Raw genomic sequence first — 17,180 nt, forward strand, 5'->3', positions numbered from 1 at the left:
GCCCCCGCCCCCGCGATCTTGCACTTTCTGTGGCGACAAAGGTTGATGAAAGGTGCGAGTCGACGACACATAATGCAAGATCGCCGGGCTGCGGGCTGCGGGCTGCGGGCTGCGGGCACCGGGGGCTGGGGGCCGCAGCGGCGTTCAGAGCCAGCCGGAGCGGCGGAACAGGCGGTACAGGAACAGGGCCGCCGCCGCCATCAGGGTGAGGGCCCCGGCGTAGCCGTAGCGCCAGGCCAGCTCGGGCATGTGGTCGAAGTTCATGCCGTAGATGCCGGCGATGCCGGTCTGGGTGGCCGCGATGGCCGCCCAGGCGGCGATCTTGCGCATGTCGTTGTTCTGCTCCACGGCGAGCTGCGCCAGTCGCGACTGGACGATCGAGGTGAGCAGGTCGTCGTACGCGGCGACCCGATCCACCGCCCGGCTCAGCCGGCCGTCGACGTCGACGAACCAGCGGTGCAGGGCACGCGGTGGGCCGCCGGGTTCGAGCAGCGTACGCATCGGCGCCTGCAACGGCAGGACCGCCCGCTTGAACTCCACCACCTCGCGTTTGAGCTGGTAGATGTGCTGGATGTCGGCCGAGCGGTCGCGGGCGAACACCGCCTCCTCGACCCGCTCCAGGTCCCGTTCCACGTGCCCGGCCACCTCCAGGTAGGAGTCGACCATGCGGGCGCAGACCGCGTACGCCACCGCCCACGGGCCGGCGGCCAGCAGCGCGGGGCGGCGCTCGATGTCGGCGCGGACGCTGCGCAGCGCCCCGGCGGCGCCGTGCCGCACGGTGATGGCGAAGCGGTCAGCGAGCAGCACCATGACGTCCCCGGTGTCGATCACCTCGGAGGTGTCGGTCAGCTCGTCGTGCTCCACGTACCCGGCGGTGCGCAGGACCAGCAGCGTGACCGGCCCGTGGCGCTGCACTGTGGGCCGGTGCCCGTCGGCGAGCGCCTGTTCGACGGTCAGCTCGTCGAGGCCGAAGGTCTGGCCGACCGCGGCGAGCACGGCCGGGCCCGGATCGTGCAGTCCCAGCCAGACGAAGGCGTCGCGGCCGTGCCGCGCCCGGGCGTACGCGTCGGCGTAGTGCGGTTGACCGGGTTCCCGGCGGCCGTTGACGTAGACGGCGCAGTCGACAACGGCGTCCGGGTTGGACCGGCGGAGGGTGGGGGAATCGCCCTCGACCCGTCCGAGCAGTCGACGGGCCAGGGCGCGTACGCCTCGACCGGTCCGGTCCCGTACCGGTCGCTGATCCACCGCGTGCCTCCCCGTCGCCGGCGCACCGCCCCGTCCAGGGGATGGTGCCACCGCATTCTGCCGAGCAGGGTCCGGCTCCCGACAGCGGGGCGGTGACTCGGTGGGTGCGGGCGGGTTCAGGTAGTGCGGTCCGGTTCAGGCGGTGCGGGTGGCGAAGACGACGACGTTGTCCACGTAGTTGCCGGTCGTGGCGTCGAACCGGCCGCCGCAGGTGATCAGGCGCAGCCCGGCGGCGTCCGCCGGGCCGTAGACCAGCGTGGTGGGGAAGTGCTCCTTGGGGTACGCCCGGACGTCGTCCACTGTGAACGTGGCGACCCGTGCGTCGGCGCGGGTGACCTGTACCTGCTGCCCGGCGCGGAGCCGACCGAGGTCGAAGAAGACCGCCGGGCCGGCCGGTGAGTCGACGTGTCCGACCAGGACGGCGTTGCCGGTCTCTCCGGGGCTGACCCCGTGCCGGTACCAACCGGCGAGGGTGGGCCGATCCAGTGGCGGCACCTCCAGCACCCCGGCGGCGTCCGCGCCGACGGGGACGATGTCGGCGCGGACGTCGATGGCGGGGATCTGCACCCGGACCGGCGCGGCGTGCGGCAGCGGCGCCAGGTCCGGTGCGGGGTGGGTGCGTGTCGGCGCGTCGGCCGACGGTCGTGGTGGCCGCGCCGGGTCGGCGGTGAGGCCGACGGTGATCAGCCCGAGCCCGGTCACGCCGAGCAGGGCGACCACGGCCGGTAGGGTCCGCCGCCACCACACGTGTGCACCTCCGTACGGGATCGTCGGGGTGCCCGCACCGGTGTCACCGGCGCGGGCACCCGTCTCAGGGATGGAGCGGTCGCCGATCAGGCGACAGTGGACACCGGACGACGCCGGCGGATCAGGACCACCGCGCCGGCGAGGGCGGTGCCGAGCAGTGTGCCGCCGGCGGCGAGAGCGCCGGTGTCACGGTTGTCGCCGCCGGAGCCGGCCGGCGCGCCGCCGATCGGGGTGACGGCGAACGTGGCGGTGCCGGCCGAGCTGCCGTCGCCGCAGGTCGCCGCCACCGTGTAGGTGCCCAGGGTGAATCCGGCGGTGAAGAGTTCGGCGCTCAGTCCGCCGCCGGCGGCGGCCGTGGTGGATCGCACGTTCTGGTCGCGGTTGGGGCCGGTGACCCGGAAGATGGCGTCACCCGACTTCGGGTTGCAGGTCGTCGCGGTTAGCACGACGGTCCCACCGACCGGGGTGGTGGCCGGTGACACAGTGGTGTCGGCCAGTGCGGCGCCTGGCAGCAGGAGCGTGCCGAGGCCCACGCCGAGCGCCGCCGAGCAGAGTGCTGTTGAGACCTTCATACGCGTCTTCCCTCACTTTTCGTCCGCTGACTGCGTGGGACGTCGTTCGGGTGGCCAACTCCGTGACTAGCACCGGTGTGCCCAACACTAGGTGGGTTGGGTCCTCGATCAGGTGAAAATGAGAAATCCTCGTTGCCGTCACGTGTCCACCCGAAGGCGGGGAGAGCTGCGGAAAGGCCCGGACGGCCCGACCGGCACCGGTGCTCCCATCGATGTCCATCCGGTCGGGCTGTCGTCGCTGGGTCGATGGCGAGGTATTGCCGGAGACGGCGGAAATGCACCCGCCTGGCCGACGCGATCCGCTGCGGGGCCCGGTCCGAAATTGGACCAGGGCGCGCTCGGGTCAGCGGGCCTGGGCCTGGGTCGGGTCGGGCATCGGCTCGCCGGTCTCCAGCAGGGTCTTGAGGCTGGCCAGCAGTTCCGGCCAGCCTCCGCTGCCGTCGAGTTGGCCGCTGATCGCCCGGTGCATCTCGCTGTCGGGGGAGAAGTCGTCGTGAATGACGGTCAGCCGGACGGTCGACCCGCTGTGCGGCTCGATCTCGAAGGTCACCGTCGACCGGCGCTCGCCGAGCCGGGCGGCCAACTCCTCCGCGGACCAGCCGAAGTGCTCGGCGTGCTCGGGTTGGAAGCCGTGCCAGCTGTAGGAGAGGCGACGGTACGGCTCGGCGACGAGCACCCGCTGGCCGAGGTCGCGCGGCTCGCCGTCCGGTGCGTCCTGCCACAGCACGGGTGACCCGACCTGCCAGTCCGAAACCAGCGCGACTCCACCCCAGTAGCGACGGGTGAACGCCGGTTCGGTGAGCGCGGACCACAGTCGCTGCGCGGTGGTGGTGACGTAGGTCGTGTAGACGAAGGTCGGGCTCTCCATGGGTTGTCGCTCCAATGCGGTGGTCAGGTCGGCGAGGGTGGCGGCGCGCTCGCGGTCGTAGCGGCTGAGCCACCGGTCGGCGATGGCATTGATCGGGGCGGCGTTGAGGTAGTGCAGCTTCTCCCGGCCGCGCCGCACGGTCGTGACGAGATCGGCCGCCTCCAGCACCGACAGGTGCTTGCTGACGCCCTGGCGGGTGGTGGCCAGCCCGTCGCACAGCTCCCGCAGGGTCTGGCCGTTGCGCTCGTTGAGGCGGTCCAGCAGTCGACGCCTGCTGGGGTCGGCCAGCGCCCGAAACGCGTCGTCCATCGACCCTCCCCGCAACAGGAAACCATTCGGTTGCTTCTCAACTTAGGCAACCAATGGGTTGCCTGTCAACCTGGCCGAGGCCAGCCTTCTGCCGGAGGGATAAACCACCGTCGCCGCGCCACTCTTCGTCGCGTCGCGTACCGATGACCCGCTCGTGGTCGCCGGGGCGTCCGCCGTGGCGATCGGCGTCTCCGCCGCCACCTGGCAGGTCTTCAACCGCGCCGCTGTCGCGCGCGCCTACGCCGACCCGCCCCCGGTCGAGTCGCCCGCCCCGGTGGCCTGAGCGCCGATCCGGCCCGTCCGGTGGTGGCGGGCGGCGGTGTGGCAGCGTGATGCGGGTGACCGACTCCGCGCCGCTCGACGTCGACCTCGCGCTGCTCGGTGGCGGCGGCGCGGCCTCGTTGCTGCTCGCCGCACTGGACCGGCACGGCGTCCGGGACCTGCGGATCGCCATCGTGGACCCGGTGCGCCGACGCGGCCAGGACCGCACCTGGGCGTTCTGGGGCCACCCCGACACCGACCTGGACCCGCTGCTCAGCGCGAGCTGGCGGCAGGTCGAGGTGGCGACGGCGGCGCGGCGCCGCGTCCTGGACCTCACCCCGCTGCGGTACGCCATGCTCCGCTCCGGCCCGGTCTACGACCGGGCTGCCGACGCCGAGCGTCGCCTCGACGCCACCCGCATCGTCGCGCCCGCCGAAACGGTGCGCGACGACGGCACCCGGGTGCTGGTGCGTACCGGCGACGGGAGCGCCGTACGGGCCGCCTGGGTGCTCGACTCCCGCCCCCGCCCGCCGGCGCGAGCGGGGCGAACCACCTGGTTGCAGCACTTCCGGGGGTGGTGGCTGGAGGCTGACCGGCCGGTGTTCGACCCGAGGCGGGCGGTGCTGATGGACTTCCGTACCCCGCAGCCGCCCCGGGGCGTCTCCTTCGGGTACGTGCTGCCGGTCAGCGACCGCTACGCCCTGGTCGAGTACACCGAGTTCTCGCCGGACCTGCTCACCGACGCCGGGTACGACTCGGCGCTGGCCGGCTACCGGGATCTGCTCGGGTTGGACCCGGCCGGGCTGCGGGTGCGCGAGGTGGAGAACGGGGTGATCCCGATGACCGACGCGCCGTTCCCGGCCCGTCCCTCGCCCCGCGTGGTCCGCCTCGGCACGGCCGGTGGCGCGACCCGCCCCTCCACCGGCTTCACCTTCTCCGCCATGTACCGCCAGGCCGACCAGGTGGCCCGCGCCCTCGCCGAGGGTCGCGCGCCGGTGCCCGCGCCGGCGTACCCGCCCCGGCACCGCTGGATGGACGCGGTGGCGCTGCGCGCCCTGGACCGGGGCGGGGTGGGCGGCCCCGAGTTCTTCGACCGGCTCTTCGACCGCAATCCGGCCGAGCGGGTGCTGCGCTTCCTCGACGGCGGCACCACCCCGGCCGAGGAGGTCGCGATCATGAATTCGACCCGGCTGTTGCCGATGATCGCCGCCACCGCCGGTGACGTCGTACACCGCGTCCGTGACCGGCTGCGCCCCACCCGGCCCGCGCCGGCGATCCCACCCGCGGTGGGTTCGACGCTGACGACTCGGCGCGCCGGCCCCCCGAGCGGGGAGGACGACGTCCGCGCCCGGTAGGTTGCCGGGCATGGTGGACGCGGCGGCCGGCAGGGGCGTGCAGATCTGGACCGACGGGGCGTGCAGTGGCAACCCCGGGCCGGGTGGTTGGGGAGCGCTGCTGCGCTACGGCGATCACGAGCGCGAGCTGTGCGGCGGTGAGGCCACGCCCACCACCAACAACCGGATGGAGCTGATGGCGGCCATCCAGGCGTTGGAGAGCCTGAACCGGCCGGTCACCGTGGAGCTGCACACCGACAGCACGTACGTGCGCAACGGCATCACCAGTTGGCTGGCGTCGTGGAAGCGCAACGGTTGGCGGACGGCCGCGAAGCAGCCGGTGAAGAACGCCGACCTGTGGCAGCGGCTGGAGGCGGCCTGCGAGCGGCACGAGGTCACCTGGCTGTGGGTCAAGGGGCACAACGGGCACCCGGAGAACGAGCGGGCCGACGGGCTGGCCAACAAGGGCATGACCGAGGCTCGGGGCGCGCTGACCAGCCGCTGAGCCGGGGTCAGCGGGTCGCGTCGGGGTGCCCCGGCATGGTCGACCCGCCGCCGCTGCTGCCGGACGAGCCACCGGCGACGCCCGAGTTGTCGGGCTCGGTCACGATGTCCGGCTGGACGTCGGTGTCCGCCGGTGCGGGGACCTCGGTGTCCGCCTCGACCTGTACCAGTGGCACCTCGCCGGCCTCGTCCTCGCTGTGCTGCGGGTCGCCCGGCTGCTCACCTTGGCGATTTCGGTAGCCCACGCCGTGCCCCCCGTCGATGCCGGTCCGCGTCGGCGCTGGCTACCCGGCGTCGTCCCGGCCGAAACCTCGCGGTCAGCGGCGGCGGCCCCGGCGGGCGGGTGCGGGGGAGCGGTCCGGCTGGCGGACCGGGGTGAGCGGCAGCGCCGTCCAGTGCGCCGGCCGGGTGAGCGTCTGCGGCAGCCCGGTGCGCACGTCACCCCGGGCGGCGTCCAGTTGGGTCTGGTGCAGGAAGAAAGTGTGGCGCAGGTCCGCGCCCCGCAGGTCGGCCCCGCGCAGGTCCGCGCCGGTGACGTCGGCCAGGCCGAGGTCCGTCCCACGCAGGTCGGCGCCGATGAGCAGCGCCCCGCGCAGGTTGGCCCGGCGGAGGTCGGCGCGGCGCAGGTCCACCCCGAGCAGGTGCGCGCCCCGACGGTCGGCGCCGCCGGGGGCGCGGGCCGCGTCGCTGGCCCGGGACAGCAGCGGGTTGACCCGGTCCCGGTGGCCGGCGACGTCCACCGCGCGAAGCTGCGCCGGGTCACCCTCGGTGAGCGTCAGCGTCTCGGCGCGGGCGCGTTCCAGTTCGGCGCGCAGGTCGGCCGGCGGGCGCAGCGCCACCGCCTCGGTGAGATACCAGAGCAGTTCGTGCAGCGGTCGCAGCACCGCGAACGCCTCAGCCATCGCCGGCAACGTCTCCGGGGCGTCCCGCCAGTCCCGTCCGCCGAAGGTCACCTGGGCGACCTGCTGCCCGGCGCCGAAGCAGTCGAACACCGTGCAGCCGGGAAACCCGCGTTGCCGCAGCTCGGTGTGGATGCCGCAACGGTGGTCGGGGCGCAGGTTCGGGCAGGGCGAGCCGGCCGGCTTGTCGATGGCGAAGTCGGTCGACGCGGCGAAGGCGGGCACCACGCAACACAGGCCGAAGCAGCGTCCGCAGTCGGCGCGCAGCTGCGCCGCCCCGGACGGCGGTGCGGTGCGGTGCGACACGCCGACGATCCTCCTGGCGATCAGGGTGGACCACCATTGTTTCCTGTGCCGAGCCGACCGGGCAGGTCGGGGGTCACCGTGCGTGCGTGTCGCCGGCCGTCGCGGGGCGGGGCGCCGGGGTACGGGTGTCGCCCGGCGGCGGCACCAGTCGGCGGACGTCCCGCTCGCCGTCGCCGGGCCCGTACTTCTGGTCGAAGTGCCGTTTCACGACGGCGGCCGGGGTGCGGTCCCCGTCGGCGGGCTCGGCCAGCGCGAACACGCCAGGGGCCGCCCCGGGCGCGCGGGGCGGCAGCACGGCGCGCACCGTCAGCGGCCCGGTTACCCGGAACCCCCGGCAGTCGACGTAGTGCTGCCCGTCCACCGTCACGTACGGCACGCGCACCTCGACCACGTCCGACTCGTCGTGGCGCAGCGTGACCGTGACCGACCAGTACCGCTGCAGGTCGAGAGTGGCCTGCTCGTGCTCCCACAGCTCCTCGAACCGGGCGTGCACGAAACCGCCCCACGGGCTGTCCATGTCCACCTCGAGCTGCGGCACGTTGAACGACAACTTCCCGATCGGGAAGAACGAGATCAGCGCCCGCCCGTCCCACTGGTAGAGCTGGATCGACGGGGACGCGTCGTAGAGCCGAACCTGTAGGCGGTGGCGCAGCCGCGAGTCGAGCGCGTCGGCGAACGCGGCCAGGTGACGCAGGTTGGTGCGGATCTGCCGGGGCACGTCCACCCGTTGCCGTTCCAGCTCCTCGGAGCGTTGCTGGGCGGCGGTGCAGTCGGGGTCGAGGAGGAGCAACTGCACCTGGGCGCCGTTGGCGAGCGCCGCTCGCACCGCGCTCAGGGTCTCCTCGCGGTGCCGTTGCTCCAGCAGGATCGTCCAGGTGTCGAGGATGCGCACCCGGCGACCGGAGCGGTGCAGCCGTGTCACGAACGCCTGCTGGTCGAAGCTGAGGTGCTCCTGCACCCGCGCCTTGCGGGCCTCCTCGAACATCGGGTCGAAGATGACGTACGAGATGGCCGCGAGGACCACGCTGGCTCCGAGGTTGAGCAGCAGATCGCTGAGGAAGCCGGTGCTGCGCCAGGCGGCCAGCAGCATGACGACGGCGACCGCGAAGAGTGCCCCACCGACCACGAAGGCGCGTCGCTGCCGCTTGCCCCGACCAGCCCACCCGGGCATCCGGTCCCCTTCCGCCGTCGGTCGCTCGTAGGGTGACGGTAACGGAGTCGTGCGACCACGGAGGGGCGGCGGGGTGGACGAGAGCGAACGCGAGCGGGCGCTTCTCTCCGTCCTGACCACCGAGCACTACGCGTTGCAGACGTCCCGCGCCGGCACCATCGCCGAGGCCACCGGCCGCGCCACGATCTTCCTGTCCGTCCTGTCGGCGGCGCTGATCGGCCTCGGTTTCGTCGCCAGCAACGACAAGCTGGTCCGGCCGTACCTGGCCGCGGTGCTGCCGACCCTGGTCATCATCGGGGTGCTGACGTTTCTGCGGCTGGTGGAGACCACCGTGGAGAACTCGTTGGACCTGCGGCGGATCCAGCGCATCCGGGCCTACTACCAACATCAGCTCGCCGGCGAGCACGACTTCTTCGCCGACGCGGTGGTCGCCGACGACGCCATGAGCACGGCCTGGAACCTGGTCGGCACCCGACCGGGGCGATGGGAGTTCCTGCTGACCACTGCCGCACTCGTGGGCGCGGTCAACGCCGTGCTGAGCGGGCTCGGCATCGCCCTGGTGGCCACGACCGTCGGGGCCGGGGGCGTGGTGGCGGTAGTGGTCGGGGTGCTGGTCGCGGTCGTGGCGTTCGCGGTGCAGTTCGTGTACATCGTGCGGATGTCGGCCGGGCGGCGACGCTGACCGACAGGCGTACCGTCGGCGGGGTGCGGATCACCCGGTTCACCCACTCGTGCGTGCGGGTCGAGCACGACGGCGGGGTCCTGGTCGTCGACCCGGGAACGTGGAGCGAGCCGCGAGCCCTGGTCGGCGCGGACGCCGTCCTGGTCACCCACGAGCACACCGACCACGTGGACGTGTTGCGGCTCGCCGGTCTCGGCGTCCCCGTGTACGCCCCGGAGGGCGCCCGACTGCCGGATCTCGCCCCACTGCCGGTGACCCGGGTGCGCGCGGGGCAACGGTTCACCGCGGCCGGAATTCCGGTCAGCGCGCACGGCGGCCGGCACGCCGCGATCCACCAGGGGCAGCCCGACTGCCCGAACCTCGGCTACCTGATCGGCGACGAGCTCTACCACCCGGGTGACGCGCTGTACGTGCCGGACGAGCCGGTGCGCACAGTGCTCGTCCCGGCCCAGGGGTCCTGGCTGCGCCTCGACGAGGCGATCAGGTTCGCCGGCGCCGTGGGCGCGGCGGCGGCGTACCCGATCCACGACGCGCAGCTCAACGAACGCGGCCTGGCCAGCGTCGCCGGCTGGTTCGCCGAGACGATCCCCGGCTACCGTCACCTGGCGCCCGGCGACACCGCCTGACCACCTGCCGTCGGGGTACGGAAACGGGGCGCGGCGGCGGTGAGCACCGCGGCGGCCGTCGGGGCGGCCCATCCGTCGGTCAGCTCCGTGACGAGGTCGGCGACCAGCCGGGTCACGGCCGGTTCGCCGCCCGGGTGCAGCGCCTCGGCGACGATCAGCACCGACGAGGTGCCCGACCGCACGGCCGACCAGCCGCTCTGCCGGTTCGTCCACCGCCGGGCGTGTGCGCGACCGGCGGAATCGACGAAGGTCACCTCGCCCGGCTCGGGATGTTCGGTGTCACCCGCGAAACTCAGGTACGCCTCGTCGCCGTGTGCCGGCCGGACCACCAGGTCGCCGTCGACCCGGTCCAGGTCGAGCACCGCGACCGGGATGGCGTACGCGGCCGAGATGGCGTTGCAGAGATCGACGAGCGGGTGCACCCGGGGCAGCTCGCCGTCCAGGCGCAGCCGACGCAGCAGGGCCTCGGCGGCGCACCGGTACCTGGTGGGCCGCAGCCCCATCGCCGCGTACGCCCGGCGCCACGCCTGGATCTCGGGGAACCCGCTCTCGGCGCCGCCGGCCAACCGCCGCCGCGCGTCGGCGAGATGATCGGCCGTCCGTCCTGTCACGTCGGCGGTGGCGGTGATCCCGGCGACCTGCACCACGCCGGCGACCAGGTCGGGGTACGCGTCGCGAAGCTGCGGTGAGTGTTCGAAGTGCACTGTGGTCCTATCGTTCGGTGAGGGCGAGGGTCACGCCGAGCGCGACGAATGTGCCGGCGGCGGATCGGCGCAGCCAGTCGGTGACCCGGGGTCGGGTCAGCACCCGGTCGCGTACCCGGGCCGCGAAGACGCCGTAGCCGCTGAACACCACGAAGGTGAGCAGCATGAACACCGCGCCGCAGCCGAGCATCGCCCGGGTCGAGCCCGGTGCCGTGGTGTCCACGAACTGTGGCAGGAACGCTACGAAGAACATCGTCGGCTTCGGGTTGAGCAGGTTGACCAGCACCCCGGAGACGATCACCCGGATTGCCGAGCGGGGTGGGGCGTCGGTGGTCACCGCGAAGGCGTCGCGGTCCCGCGCCATGGACCAGGCCAGGTAGAGCAGGTAGCCGACGCCGAGGTAGCGGACGGTCTCGAACGCCGCGGCGCTGGTCTGCATCAGCGCGGCCAGCCCGGTCATCGCGGCCAGCAGGTGCGGCAACGTCCCCAGCGTGCACGCGAACGCGGCCAGCACTCCGGCCCGCGCACCCCGCGACAGGCCGGCGGAGAGCGTGAAGATCACCCCGGTGCCGGGGGTGACCACCACGATCAGCGTGGTGATCAGGAACGGGATGGTCACGATCGTCCTCCGGCGGAGTTGGCAGGTCTGGCTCCTGCTCACTCTGCTGCCACAATGGTCCGATGGGCAGAGCCAAAGCGACTGCGTCCGAGGGGTCCATATCGGCCGGGTCCGACTTCCTGCACCTGACCGTCACCGACGCGGCGCCGGGCGGGCGCGCCGACTGGCTGACCGACAGGCTGCGGCAGGCCATCGCCGAGGGCCGGGTGCCGGTCGGTGACCGGTTGCCCCCCACCCGGGTGCTCGCCGCCGACCTCGGCGTCTCCCGGGGCGTGGTCACCGAGGCGTACCAGCGCCTCACCGAGGAGGGGCACGTCTCCGGTCGGGGTCGGGCCGGCACTGTGGTCGTCGCCGCGCCGGCCACGCCCACATCCGCCCCGGCCGCCGCGCCGGCACCGGTCGCGATCTTCCCACCGACACCGGGCACCGACATCTTCGACGCGGTACGCGCGGCGCACGCGACCATCGACCTGACGCCCGGCGTACCCGATCTGGCCGCCTTTCCGCGCGCGGACTGGCTGCGCGCCGAACGGACCGTGCTGCGCCACCTCGCCGCGGCCGACCTCGGCTACGGCGACCCGGTTGGCACGCCCGCGCTGCGGCAGGCCGTCGCCGCCTGGTTGGCCCGCAACCGCGGCATCAGCGTCGACCCCGCCGAGGTGATCATCGTGGCCGGCGTCTCCCAGGCGCTGGGGCTGCTCGCCCAGGCACTCACCGCTGTCGGCGTCGACCGCATCGCGGTCGAGGACCCGGGCTCGCTCGGGGTACGGCAGCACCTGAACAACTGGCGGATGGACACCCCGCCGATCACCGTCGACGACGCCGGGCTGCGGGTCGACGAGTTGGCCGCCAGCGGTGCACCGGCCGTGATGCTCACCCCCGCGCACCAGTTCCCGACGGGCGTGGTGCTCGACGGTGACCGTCGCCGCCAACTCGTCGCCTGGGCCCGGGCCGGCGGTCTGATCATCGAGGACGACTACGACGCCGAGCACCGCTACGACCGTCCTCCGGTGCCGGCGCTGCGCGGTCTGCTGCCCGAGCAGGTCTGCTACGCCGGCAGCGTCTCCAAACTGCTCGCCCCCGCCCTGCGGGTCGGCTGGCTGCTCGTGCCGCCGCGACTGCGCGAGGCGGTGGTGGCCGCCAAGCGCAACGCCGACCTGGGCAACGCCGTGCTACCGCAACTGGTGCTGGCGGAGTTGATGACCTCCGGCGCCTTCGAGCGGCATCTGCGGCTGCTGCGCCGTCGACACATCCGCCGACGCGACACCATGATCGCCGCTCTGGCCCGCGCGTTGCCATCGGCGACGGTGCACGGCGCCGCCGCCGGTCTGCACCTGATGATCACGCTGGACGACGCCGTGGTCGACACCGAGCTGGCCGCGGCGACGCTGGCGCGCGGGGTGAAGGTGCAACCGCTGTCCTGGCACTGCCAGCGTCCCTACCGGCCGGGCCTCGTGCTCGGCTACGCGGCCCGGACGCCCACTGAGATCGAGGACGGAGTCGCCGCTGTCGCCGCCGGGCTCGCCTCCGGCTAGACCGTCCAACGTTTTCGCCGGCGTATCCTTCGCCAGTGGGACTGCGGTTCGAGACGCGCGGGTCCGACTCGCCATGGGTCGACACCGTGTGGACCTGCACGAGCGAGCAGGTCACCTCGATGACGTCAGTGGCAGGGGTGCGCTGGGGCCTGGTGTTCTGGGAGCAGGCTGGCCGGACGTACGCGAGCATCACCGGTCCCGAGACCCGCACCGGCACGGCGCCGGTGCCGGAGGGCGCGACCTTCACCGGCATCGAGTTCGCCGTGGGCACCTCGCTGCGGGCCGTGCCCACGCCGACGCTTGTCGACGGCGGCATCGAGCTTCCCGACAGCACGCGCCGGACGTTCCGGCTGGACGGCGCGCGCTGGGAGACGCCCGACCCCGACGACGCCGAGGCCCTGGTCGACAGCCTCGTCCGGGCCGGGACCGTGGTCCGTGACCCGCTCGTCGCCGAGCTGCTGAGAGGCCACCGTCCGGCCGTCTCGGCGCGTACCGTCGAACGCCGGTTCCGCGCCGCGACCGGGCTGACGCGCGGCGTGGTCCGGCAGATCGAGCGGGCCCGCGCGGCGGCGGAGCTGCTGGCTACCGGAGACCCGGCCGCCGACGTGGTCGCCAGGCTCGACTACTTCGACGAGCCGCACCTGGCCCGGGCACTGCGCTGCTACCTCGGACGCACCGTCCGGCAGCTACGCGAGGGCACCGGCGGCGCCATCGCCCTCGACCTGGGTCAGCGCCTGACGTCGTAGACCACCTTCAGGATCCCGTTCGAATAGCTCTCCGACTCCCGCAGCGTCAGCATGTGCTTGTCGCGGTCGGCCCGACCGAACAGGCTCTTACCGGCGCCGAGCAGCACGGGGAAGACGAGCAGGTTGTACTGGTCGATCAGCCCCTCATCGGACAGCCGTCGGGCCAGCTCCGCGCTGCCGTGGATGAAGATCGCTCCGCCCTCGCTCTGCTTGAGCGCGGCGATGTCCCCGGTCGAGCGCAGAATCGTGGTCGGGCCCCACCCGTCGACGAGCGCGTCGTCGGGCAGCGTGCTCGACACCACGTACTTGGGCAGCTCCTTGTAGTCGGCGTGGTCCTCCGAACCAGGCCAGACCGGTGCGAACGCCTCGTAGCTGCGACGGCCGAACATCAACGCCGTCGTGTCAGCGAGTTCCTCGCCCTTCAGCGACCAGGCCTCTGGGACGAACTCGAGGTCCTTGAACACCCAACCGCCGCTGCGGTGCTCCTCGCCAGGCCCGCCGCCGGGCGAGTCCACGACGCCGTCGAGCGACATGAAACCGGTGTAGACCAGGTCACGCATTGTGGTGTCTCCTCATGCTCGGAGCGGGCTGCCGGGTCCACGCTAGATCGCTGTCGCGCCGCTGTCTTGGACGGAAACGACATCGGGTCCCGACGCGCTGCCGGGCGTGGTGGTGCGCCCGGTCGGCAAGTGTGGTCAACCCGCTTTGCTCTGCTGCAGCGAAGGAAACACCCGTTGTCCGGATATCGGACGCGGATGTTGCCTCGGTTGAAGCAGAGCAAAGGTGGCGATCTGGAGTAGCCGCGCTTTCCCCGATCCAGACGTGGGCGTGGGGGACACCTCGACGCGGTTGGACGTGGCGGTTACGCTCATATCTGGTGTGGTCTATGTCACGGTAGCTTCGGCGCACGCCGACGCCCCCGTTGGCGCTGCCGAGGAGAGCGCCCATGCCCACACCGCTGAAAGCCGCCACCACCCTCGCGGCCTTGTTCCTGCTGATCCTGACCGCGGCGGCACCCGCCCAGGCCGCCAACCCGCCCACCAAGCCCCCGGTCTCCGGGTCGCTGGGCACCTACAACGTCTCCGGCGTCTACGTCGCCGGGGTCTCCTCCGGTGGCTACATGGCCACCCAACTGCACGTCGCCTACTCGTCCCGGATCCGGGGAGCGGCCGTCTTCGCCGCCGGACCGTACTACTGCTCCCAGAACACAGTCGCCCAGGCGCTCTACGGCTGCGGCGACAACCGGTACCCGACAAACGTGTCAGCGCTGCAGACGTACACCCGGACCTGGGCGTCGTACGGCTGGGTCGACCCGGTCGGCAACCTGTCCGGCGACCCGGTGTACGTGTTCCACGGCGGCAACGACACCACCGTCAAGAAGTCCGTCACCGACGACCTGGTCCGGTACTACCAGCACTTCGGGGCCAGCGTGCAGTACGACAGCGGCTCCGCCGCCGGTCACTCCTGGGTCACGCCGTACGGCACGCTCGGATGCGCGGCGACCGCGTCGCCGTACCTCAACGACTGCGGCACCGACCCGCAGAACGCGCTCCTGCGCAAGCTGCTCGGCGGGGTGACCGCACCGAACACCGGGACGCTCGGCGGCTCGCTCATCAGGTTTAGCCAGAACACCTTCGCAGTCAACGGCTGGGCCAACGGGCTGAGCATGGACGCCAACGGCTTCGCCTACGTCCCATCGGCCTGCGCGGCCGGCCAATCGTGCCGCCTGCTGGTCGCCCTGCACGGCTGCGTGCAGTCCTCCGGCGCGGTGGGCACTGCGTTCGCCGACCGGGCCAACCTCAACCAGTACGCCGACACCAACAACCTGATCGTCCTGTACCCCCAGGCGAGCACCTCCCTCAGCAACCCGAACGGCTGCTGGGACTGGTGGGGCTACCTGGGCGCGACCAACTTCCCGATCAAGGGCGGCACGCAGGTCGAGACCATCATGAACATGGTCCGCCGGCTGGACGGCTGAGTGCCCCGGGCTGGCCGGACGGATGGCCGGTCAGCCCAGGAACAACTGGACGAGGACCAGCACGGCGAGCAGCGCCGGCCCCCGTGACCCCTGCCGCATCAGGTCGACCGGGATCATGCCGAACGGTGTGTTGACAGTCGCGCCGCCGTAGTCGATAGGCGGGCGGGTGCCGGCCCGGAACGCGGCGGCCACCACCCCCAGCGCCAGTGTCGGCGCCAGCCAGGCCGGCCCCGGGTCGACGGTCGGCAGGGTCAGCAACCACCACACGCCCGCGCCGACAGCCGGCACCACCACGTGGATCCCGCGCAGCAGGTTGTCGCTGCCGCCGAGCGCCCGGCGCAGCCCGGGTGAGCGGCTGACCGACCGCAGACCGCCGGTCAGCCGGTTGGCGGCGAGGTACGCGAACACCACCTGCGCGGCCCCGGCCAACCCGGGCAGGGCGAGCGCGGCAGCGTACTGCACCCCGATCAGCGCCGCCCAGATCAGCACGGCGCTCGGGTGGCGGCGCAGCCGGCGTACGTCGGCCTGGAGCAGCGCCCACCAGCCGGGGCCGGGCCGGAACCGGCGGCTGCGAACCCGGCCGATCCGGCGCCAGCGGCGGCTCTCCACCAGACCGGCGAGCAGGCTCGGATCCAGCAGGATCGTGGCCGTGGCGGCGGCGTTGGCGAACTGCGCGCCGGTGGTCAGGGTGGCCCGGTCGACCCGGGGCAGCGCGAGTACCGCGAGGATCATGCCCACGCCCGCGAGGGGCACCGCGGCGGCGAACAACGCGACGGTCGGCGTCGTCGCCGGCCGGGACAGCCCGTCGCCGAGGCGACCGACGAGCACCACCAGGGCGGTGATCACGGCCGCCGCCACCATCGGCACCGCCCCGACCACTGTCGGCCAGCGTCGCCCCGACCGGCTGCCCTGGGCGACGACGCTGAGCGCCAGCGCGGCCGCGCCCCACCCCGCGCCCGCCGCCGCCGCCCAGCCCAGGACGGACAGGTCGGTGACCCCACCGAGCGCCGCCACGGCCACTCCGAGCGCCGCGGTGCCGGCCGCCGCGCCCAGCGTCAACAGGACGAAACGCGGCGCCAACCAGGCCCGCCGGTCGATGGGCGCGCTGGTCGCCCAGCTCTGCGTCGCCGGGGTGACCAGCAGCGGGCCCAGCGCGCGCAGACCGCGCCAGGCGAGCCCCGCGCCGGCCAGCAGCGCGGCCACAGCCAGCCACCACCGCACGCCCGGCTCGGCCTGCCCCACGGTGGGGGAGTCCAGCAGGTCGCGGCTGGCGCTGATCGCGAACCAGCCGTACATGCCCACGAACAGGACCATGACGTACGCGTCGCCGAGCACGTCGCCGAGCGAATGGTCGTGGTGCCGGCTGCGGGCCTTGCGCAGGTGCGTCCGCACCTGTCGGGCGGTCGGCACCCCGGCCGGCGTGTCGGCGATCGTGGCCGGCGCGGCGGTCACTTGCCGATCTCGATGCGCTCGTCGACCACCGCGTCGATCAGCTCCGGGTCGTGCGAGGCCAGCAGCACGGCCGTACCCGCCGCCCGTTCCCGGAGCAGTCGGTCGGCGAGCCACTGTCGCCCGCGGACGTCCAGCCGCTGCTCGGGCTCGTCCAGGATCAGCACCCGGCGTGGCCGGACGAAACAGGACGCCAGCGCCAGTCGGCGGCGCTGCCCGCTGGACAGCGTCACCGGCAGCTGGTCGCGGGCCGGCTCCAGACCCAGCTCGGCGAGGACCTCCTCGACCGGCTCGGCGTCACCCCCGTGGGCGTACGCGACCAGCTCCAGGTGCTCGACCACGGACAGGTCGGGGAAGAAGTCGATGTCGTCCAGGGCGGCCGCCACCAGCGCCCGCACCTGAGGATCGGTCTCGTCGGCCCGGCGACCCTGCACCAGCACCTCACCCGAGTCCGGCCGATCGGCGCCGACGACACAGCGCAGCAGGGTGGTCTTGCCGCTGCCGTTGGGCCCCAGCACCACAGCGATCCGGCCCGCCGCGAGCGAGAAGCTCACATCGTCGAGCACGACCAGGTTGCCGAAGTTGCGGCTGAGTCCCCGTACCGAGAGCGCGTCCACGATCACAG

General features: G+C 73.0%; 20 protein-coding genes. 8 read left to right on the forward strand and 12 right to left on the reverse strand.

Annotated elements, in window-relative coordinates; all coding sequences use genetic code 11:
- Positions 1-144: 144 nt before the first annotated feature.
- From KBX71_RS14650 to KBX71_RS14665, 4 genes are all read right to left on the reverse strand, one after another.
- Positions 145-1,245 (reverse strand): magnesium and cobalt transport protein CorA, encoded by a 1,101-nt coding sequence (locus tag KBX71_RS14650; RefSeq protein ID WP_210818434.1) that lies wholly within the window; start codon positions 1,243-1,245, stop codon positions 145-147.
- Between the two features lie 135 nt (positions 1,246-1,380).
- Entirely contained in the window at positions 1,381-1,992 is a 612-nt protein-coding gene (locus tag KBX71_RS14655) for a class F sortase (RefSeq protein WP_210818435.1), read from the reverse strand.
- A gap of 86 nt (positions 1,993-2,078) precedes the next feature.
- Positions 2,079-2,564 carry a hypothetical protein gene (locus KBX71_RS14660; RefSeq protein WP_124821057.1) on the reverse strand — a complete coding sequence of 162 codons (486 nt, stop codon included), beginning with the start codon at positions 2,562-2,564 and terminating at the stop codon, positions 2,079-2,081.
- A 343-nt stretch (positions 2,565-2,907) separates the two neighbouring features.
- Positions 2,908-3,741, reverse strand: a complete 834-nt coding sequence (locus tag KBX71_RS14665; RefSeq protein WP_210818436.1) for a metalloregulator ArsR/SmtB family transcription factor — start codon at positions 3,739-3,741, stop codon at positions 2,908-2,910.
- Between the two features lie 154 nt (positions 3,742-3,895).
- Here KBX71_RS14665 and KBX71_RS34280 point away from each other — a divergent pair, with 154 nt between their 5' ends.
- The 3 genes from KBX71_RS34280 to rnhA are packed head-to-tail and all read left to right on the forward strand — an operon-like array spanning position 3,896 to position 5,841.
- Positions 3,896-4,024, forward strand: a complete 129-nt coding sequence (locus KBX71_RS34280; RefSeq protein ID WP_256442041.1) for a hypothetical protein — start codon at positions 3,896-3,898, stop codon at positions 4,022-4,024.
- Between the two features lie 55 nt (positions 4,025-4,079).
- On the forward strand, positions 4,080-5,357 hold the full coding sequence (locus tag KBX71_RS14670; RefSeq protein ID WP_210818437.1) for a lycopene cyclase family protein: 1,278 nt from the start codon (positions 4,080-4,082) through the stop codon (positions 5,355-5,357).
- A 10-nt stretch (positions 5,358-5,367) separates the two neighbouring features.
- Positions 5,368-5,841 (forward strand): ribonuclease HI, encoded by a 474-nt coding sequence (rnhA, locus tag KBX71_RS14675; protein WP_091406604.1) that lies wholly within the window; start codon positions 5,368-5,370, stop codon positions 5,839-5,841.
- A 7-nt stretch (positions 5,842-5,848) separates the two neighbouring features.
- Here rnhA and KBX71_RS14680 read toward each other — a convergent pair whose 3' ends face one another.
- The 3 genes from KBX71_RS14680 to KBX71_RS14690 all read right to left on the reverse strand — a co-directional run bounded on the left by KBX71_RS14680 (position 5,849) and on the right by KBX71_RS14690 (position 8,216).
- Positions 5,849-6,085, reverse strand: a complete 237-nt coding sequence (locus KBX71_RS14680; protein WP_124821059.1) for a preprotein translocase YidC — start codon at positions 6,083-6,085, stop codon at positions 5,849-5,851.
- A gap of 72 nt (positions 6,086-6,157) precedes the next feature.
- The gene (locus KBX71_RS14685; protein ID WP_210818438.1) at positions 6,158-7,045 is read right to left on the reverse strand and encodes a pentapeptide repeat-containing protein; all 888 of its coding nucleotides are present in this window, start codon (positions 7,043-7,045) and stop codon (positions 6,158-6,160) included.
- Between the two features lie 73 nt (positions 7,046-7,118).
- On the reverse strand, positions 7,119-8,216 hold the full coding sequence (locus KBX71_RS14690) for a DUF5919 domain-containing protein (protein ID WP_210818439.1): 1,098 nt from the start codon (positions 8,214-8,216) through the stop codon (positions 7,119-7,121).
- A gap of 73 nt (positions 8,217-8,289) precedes the next feature.
- Here KBX71_RS14690 and KBX71_RS14695 point away from each other — a divergent pair, with 73 nt between their 5' ends.
- Positions 8,290-8,898, forward strand: a complete 609-nt coding sequence (locus KBX71_RS14695) for a hypothetical protein (protein ID WP_210818440.1) — start codon at positions 8,290-8,292, stop codon at positions 8,896-8,898.
- A gap of 23 nt (positions 8,899-8,921) precedes the next feature.
- A complete protein-coding gene (locus KBX71_RS14700; protein ID WP_210818441.1) occupies positions 8,922-9,524 on the forward strand; it encodes an MBL fold metallo-hydrolase in 603 nt (200 codons plus the stop codon).
- Here KBX71_RS14700 and KBX71_RS14705 read toward each other — a convergent pair.
- Both KBX71_RS14705 and KBX71_RS14710 read right to left on the reverse strand, forming a co-directional pair.
- A complete protein-coding gene (locus KBX71_RS14705; protein ID WP_210818442.1) occupies positions 9,497-10,228 on the reverse strand; it encodes a B3/4 domain-containing protein in 732 nt (243 codons plus the stop codon). The genes KBX71_RS14700 and KBX71_RS14705 overlap by 28 nt on opposite strands.
- Positions 10,229-10,235: 7 nt before the next feature.
- On the reverse strand, positions 10,236-10,847 hold the full coding sequence (locus KBX71_RS14710) for a LysE family translocator (protein WP_196926937.1): 612 nt from the start codon (positions 10,845-10,847) through the stop codon (positions 10,236-10,238).
- 62 nt (positions 10,848-10,909) lie between these two features.
- Here KBX71_RS14710 and KBX71_RS14715 point away from each other — a divergent pair, with 62 nt between their 5' ends.
- Positions 10,910-12,382 (forward strand): PLP-dependent aminotransferase family protein, encoded by a 1,473-nt coding sequence (locus tag KBX71_RS14715; protein WP_210818443.1) that lies wholly within the window; start codon positions 10,910-10,912, stop codon positions 12,380-12,382.
- 35 nt (positions 12,383-12,417) lie between these two features.
- Complete coding sequence (locus KBX71_RS14720) at positions 12,418-13,128, forward strand: helix-turn-helix domain-containing protein (protein WP_210818444.1); 711 nt, start codon at positions 12,418-12,420, stop codon at positions 13,126-13,128.
- On the opposite strand, the gene KBX71_RS14725 is transcribed toward KBX71_RS14720, so the two are convergent.
- Positions 13,110-13,688 carry a dihydrofolate reductase family protein gene (locus KBX71_RS14725; protein WP_210818445.1) on the reverse strand — a complete coding sequence of 193 codons (579 nt, stop codon included), beginning with the start codon at positions 13,686-13,688 and terminating at the stop codon, positions 13,110-13,112. The genes KBX71_RS14720 and KBX71_RS14725 overlap by 19 nt on opposite strands.
- Before the next feature lie 386 nt (positions 13,689-14,074).
- On the opposite strand from KBX71_RS14725, the gene KBX71_RS14730 reads away from it, so the two are divergent.
- Positions 14,075-15,106 carry a PHB depolymerase family esterase gene (locus tag KBX71_RS14730; RefSeq protein WP_210818446.1) on the forward strand — a complete coding sequence of 344 codons (1,032 nt, stop codon included), beginning with the start codon at positions 14,075-14,077 and terminating at the stop codon, positions 15,104-15,106.
- A gap of 30 nt (positions 15,107-15,136) precedes the next feature.
- On the opposite strand, the gene KBX71_RS14735 is transcribed toward KBX71_RS14730, so the two are convergent.
- Together KBX71_RS14735 and KBX71_RS14740 are read right to left on the reverse strand one after the other, a co-directional pair.
- Positions 15,137-16,558 carry a DUF6297 family protein gene (locus KBX71_RS14735; RefSeq protein ID WP_210818447.1) on the reverse strand — a complete coding sequence of 474 codons (1,422 nt, stop codon included), beginning with the start codon at positions 16,556-16,558 and terminating at the stop codon, positions 15,137-15,139.
- Entirely contained in the window at positions 16,555-17,172 is a 618-nt protein-coding gene (locus KBX71_RS14740; protein WP_307847077.1) for an ABC transporter ATP-binding protein, read from the reverse strand. The genes KBX71_RS14735 and KBX71_RS14740 overlap by 4 nt, the downstream gene beginning before the upstream one ends.
- Between the last annotated feature and the right edge of the window lie 8 nt (positions 17,173-17,180).

The organism is Micromonospora sp. D93 (assembly GCF_018070365.1).
Classification (GTDB): domain Bacteria; phylum Actinomycetota; class Actinomycetes; order Mycobacteriales; family Micromonosporaceae; genus Micromonospora; species Micromonospora ureilytica.

What these genes read in the sequence shown, in the direction of transcription:
- KBX71_RS14660 (WP_124821057.1), bottom strand. Translation starts at nt 2,564, where the DNA reads ATGAAGGTCTCAACAGCACTCTGCTCGGCGGCGCTCGGCGTGGGCCTC.
- KBX71_RS14665 (WP_210818436.1), bottom strand. Translation starts at nt 3,741, where the DNA reads ATGGACGACGCGTTTCGGGCGCTGGCCGACCCCAGCAGGCGTCGACTG.
- rnhA (WP_091406604.1), top strand. Translation starts at nt 5,368, where the DNA reads ATGGTGGACGCGGCGGCCGGCAGGGGCGTGCAGATCTGGACCGACGGG.
- KBX71_RS14690 (WP_210818439.1), bottom strand. Translation starts at nt 8,216, where the DNA reads ATGCCCGGGTGGGCTGGTCGGGGCAAGCGGCAGCGACGCGCCTTCGTG.
- KBX71_RS14715 (WP_210818443.1), top strand. Translation starts at nt 10,910, where the DNA reads ATGGGCAGAGCCAAAGCGACTGCGTCCGAGGGGTCCATATCGGCCGGG.
- KBX71_RS14725 (WP_210818445.1), bottom strand. Translation starts at nt 13,688, where the DNA reads ATGCGTGACCTGGTCTACACCGGTTTCATGTCGCTCGACGGCGTCGTG.
- KBX71_RS14730 (WP_210818446.1), top strand. Translation starts at nt 14,075, where the DNA reads ATGCCCACACCGCTGAAAGCCGCCACCACCCTCGCGGCCTTGTTCCTG.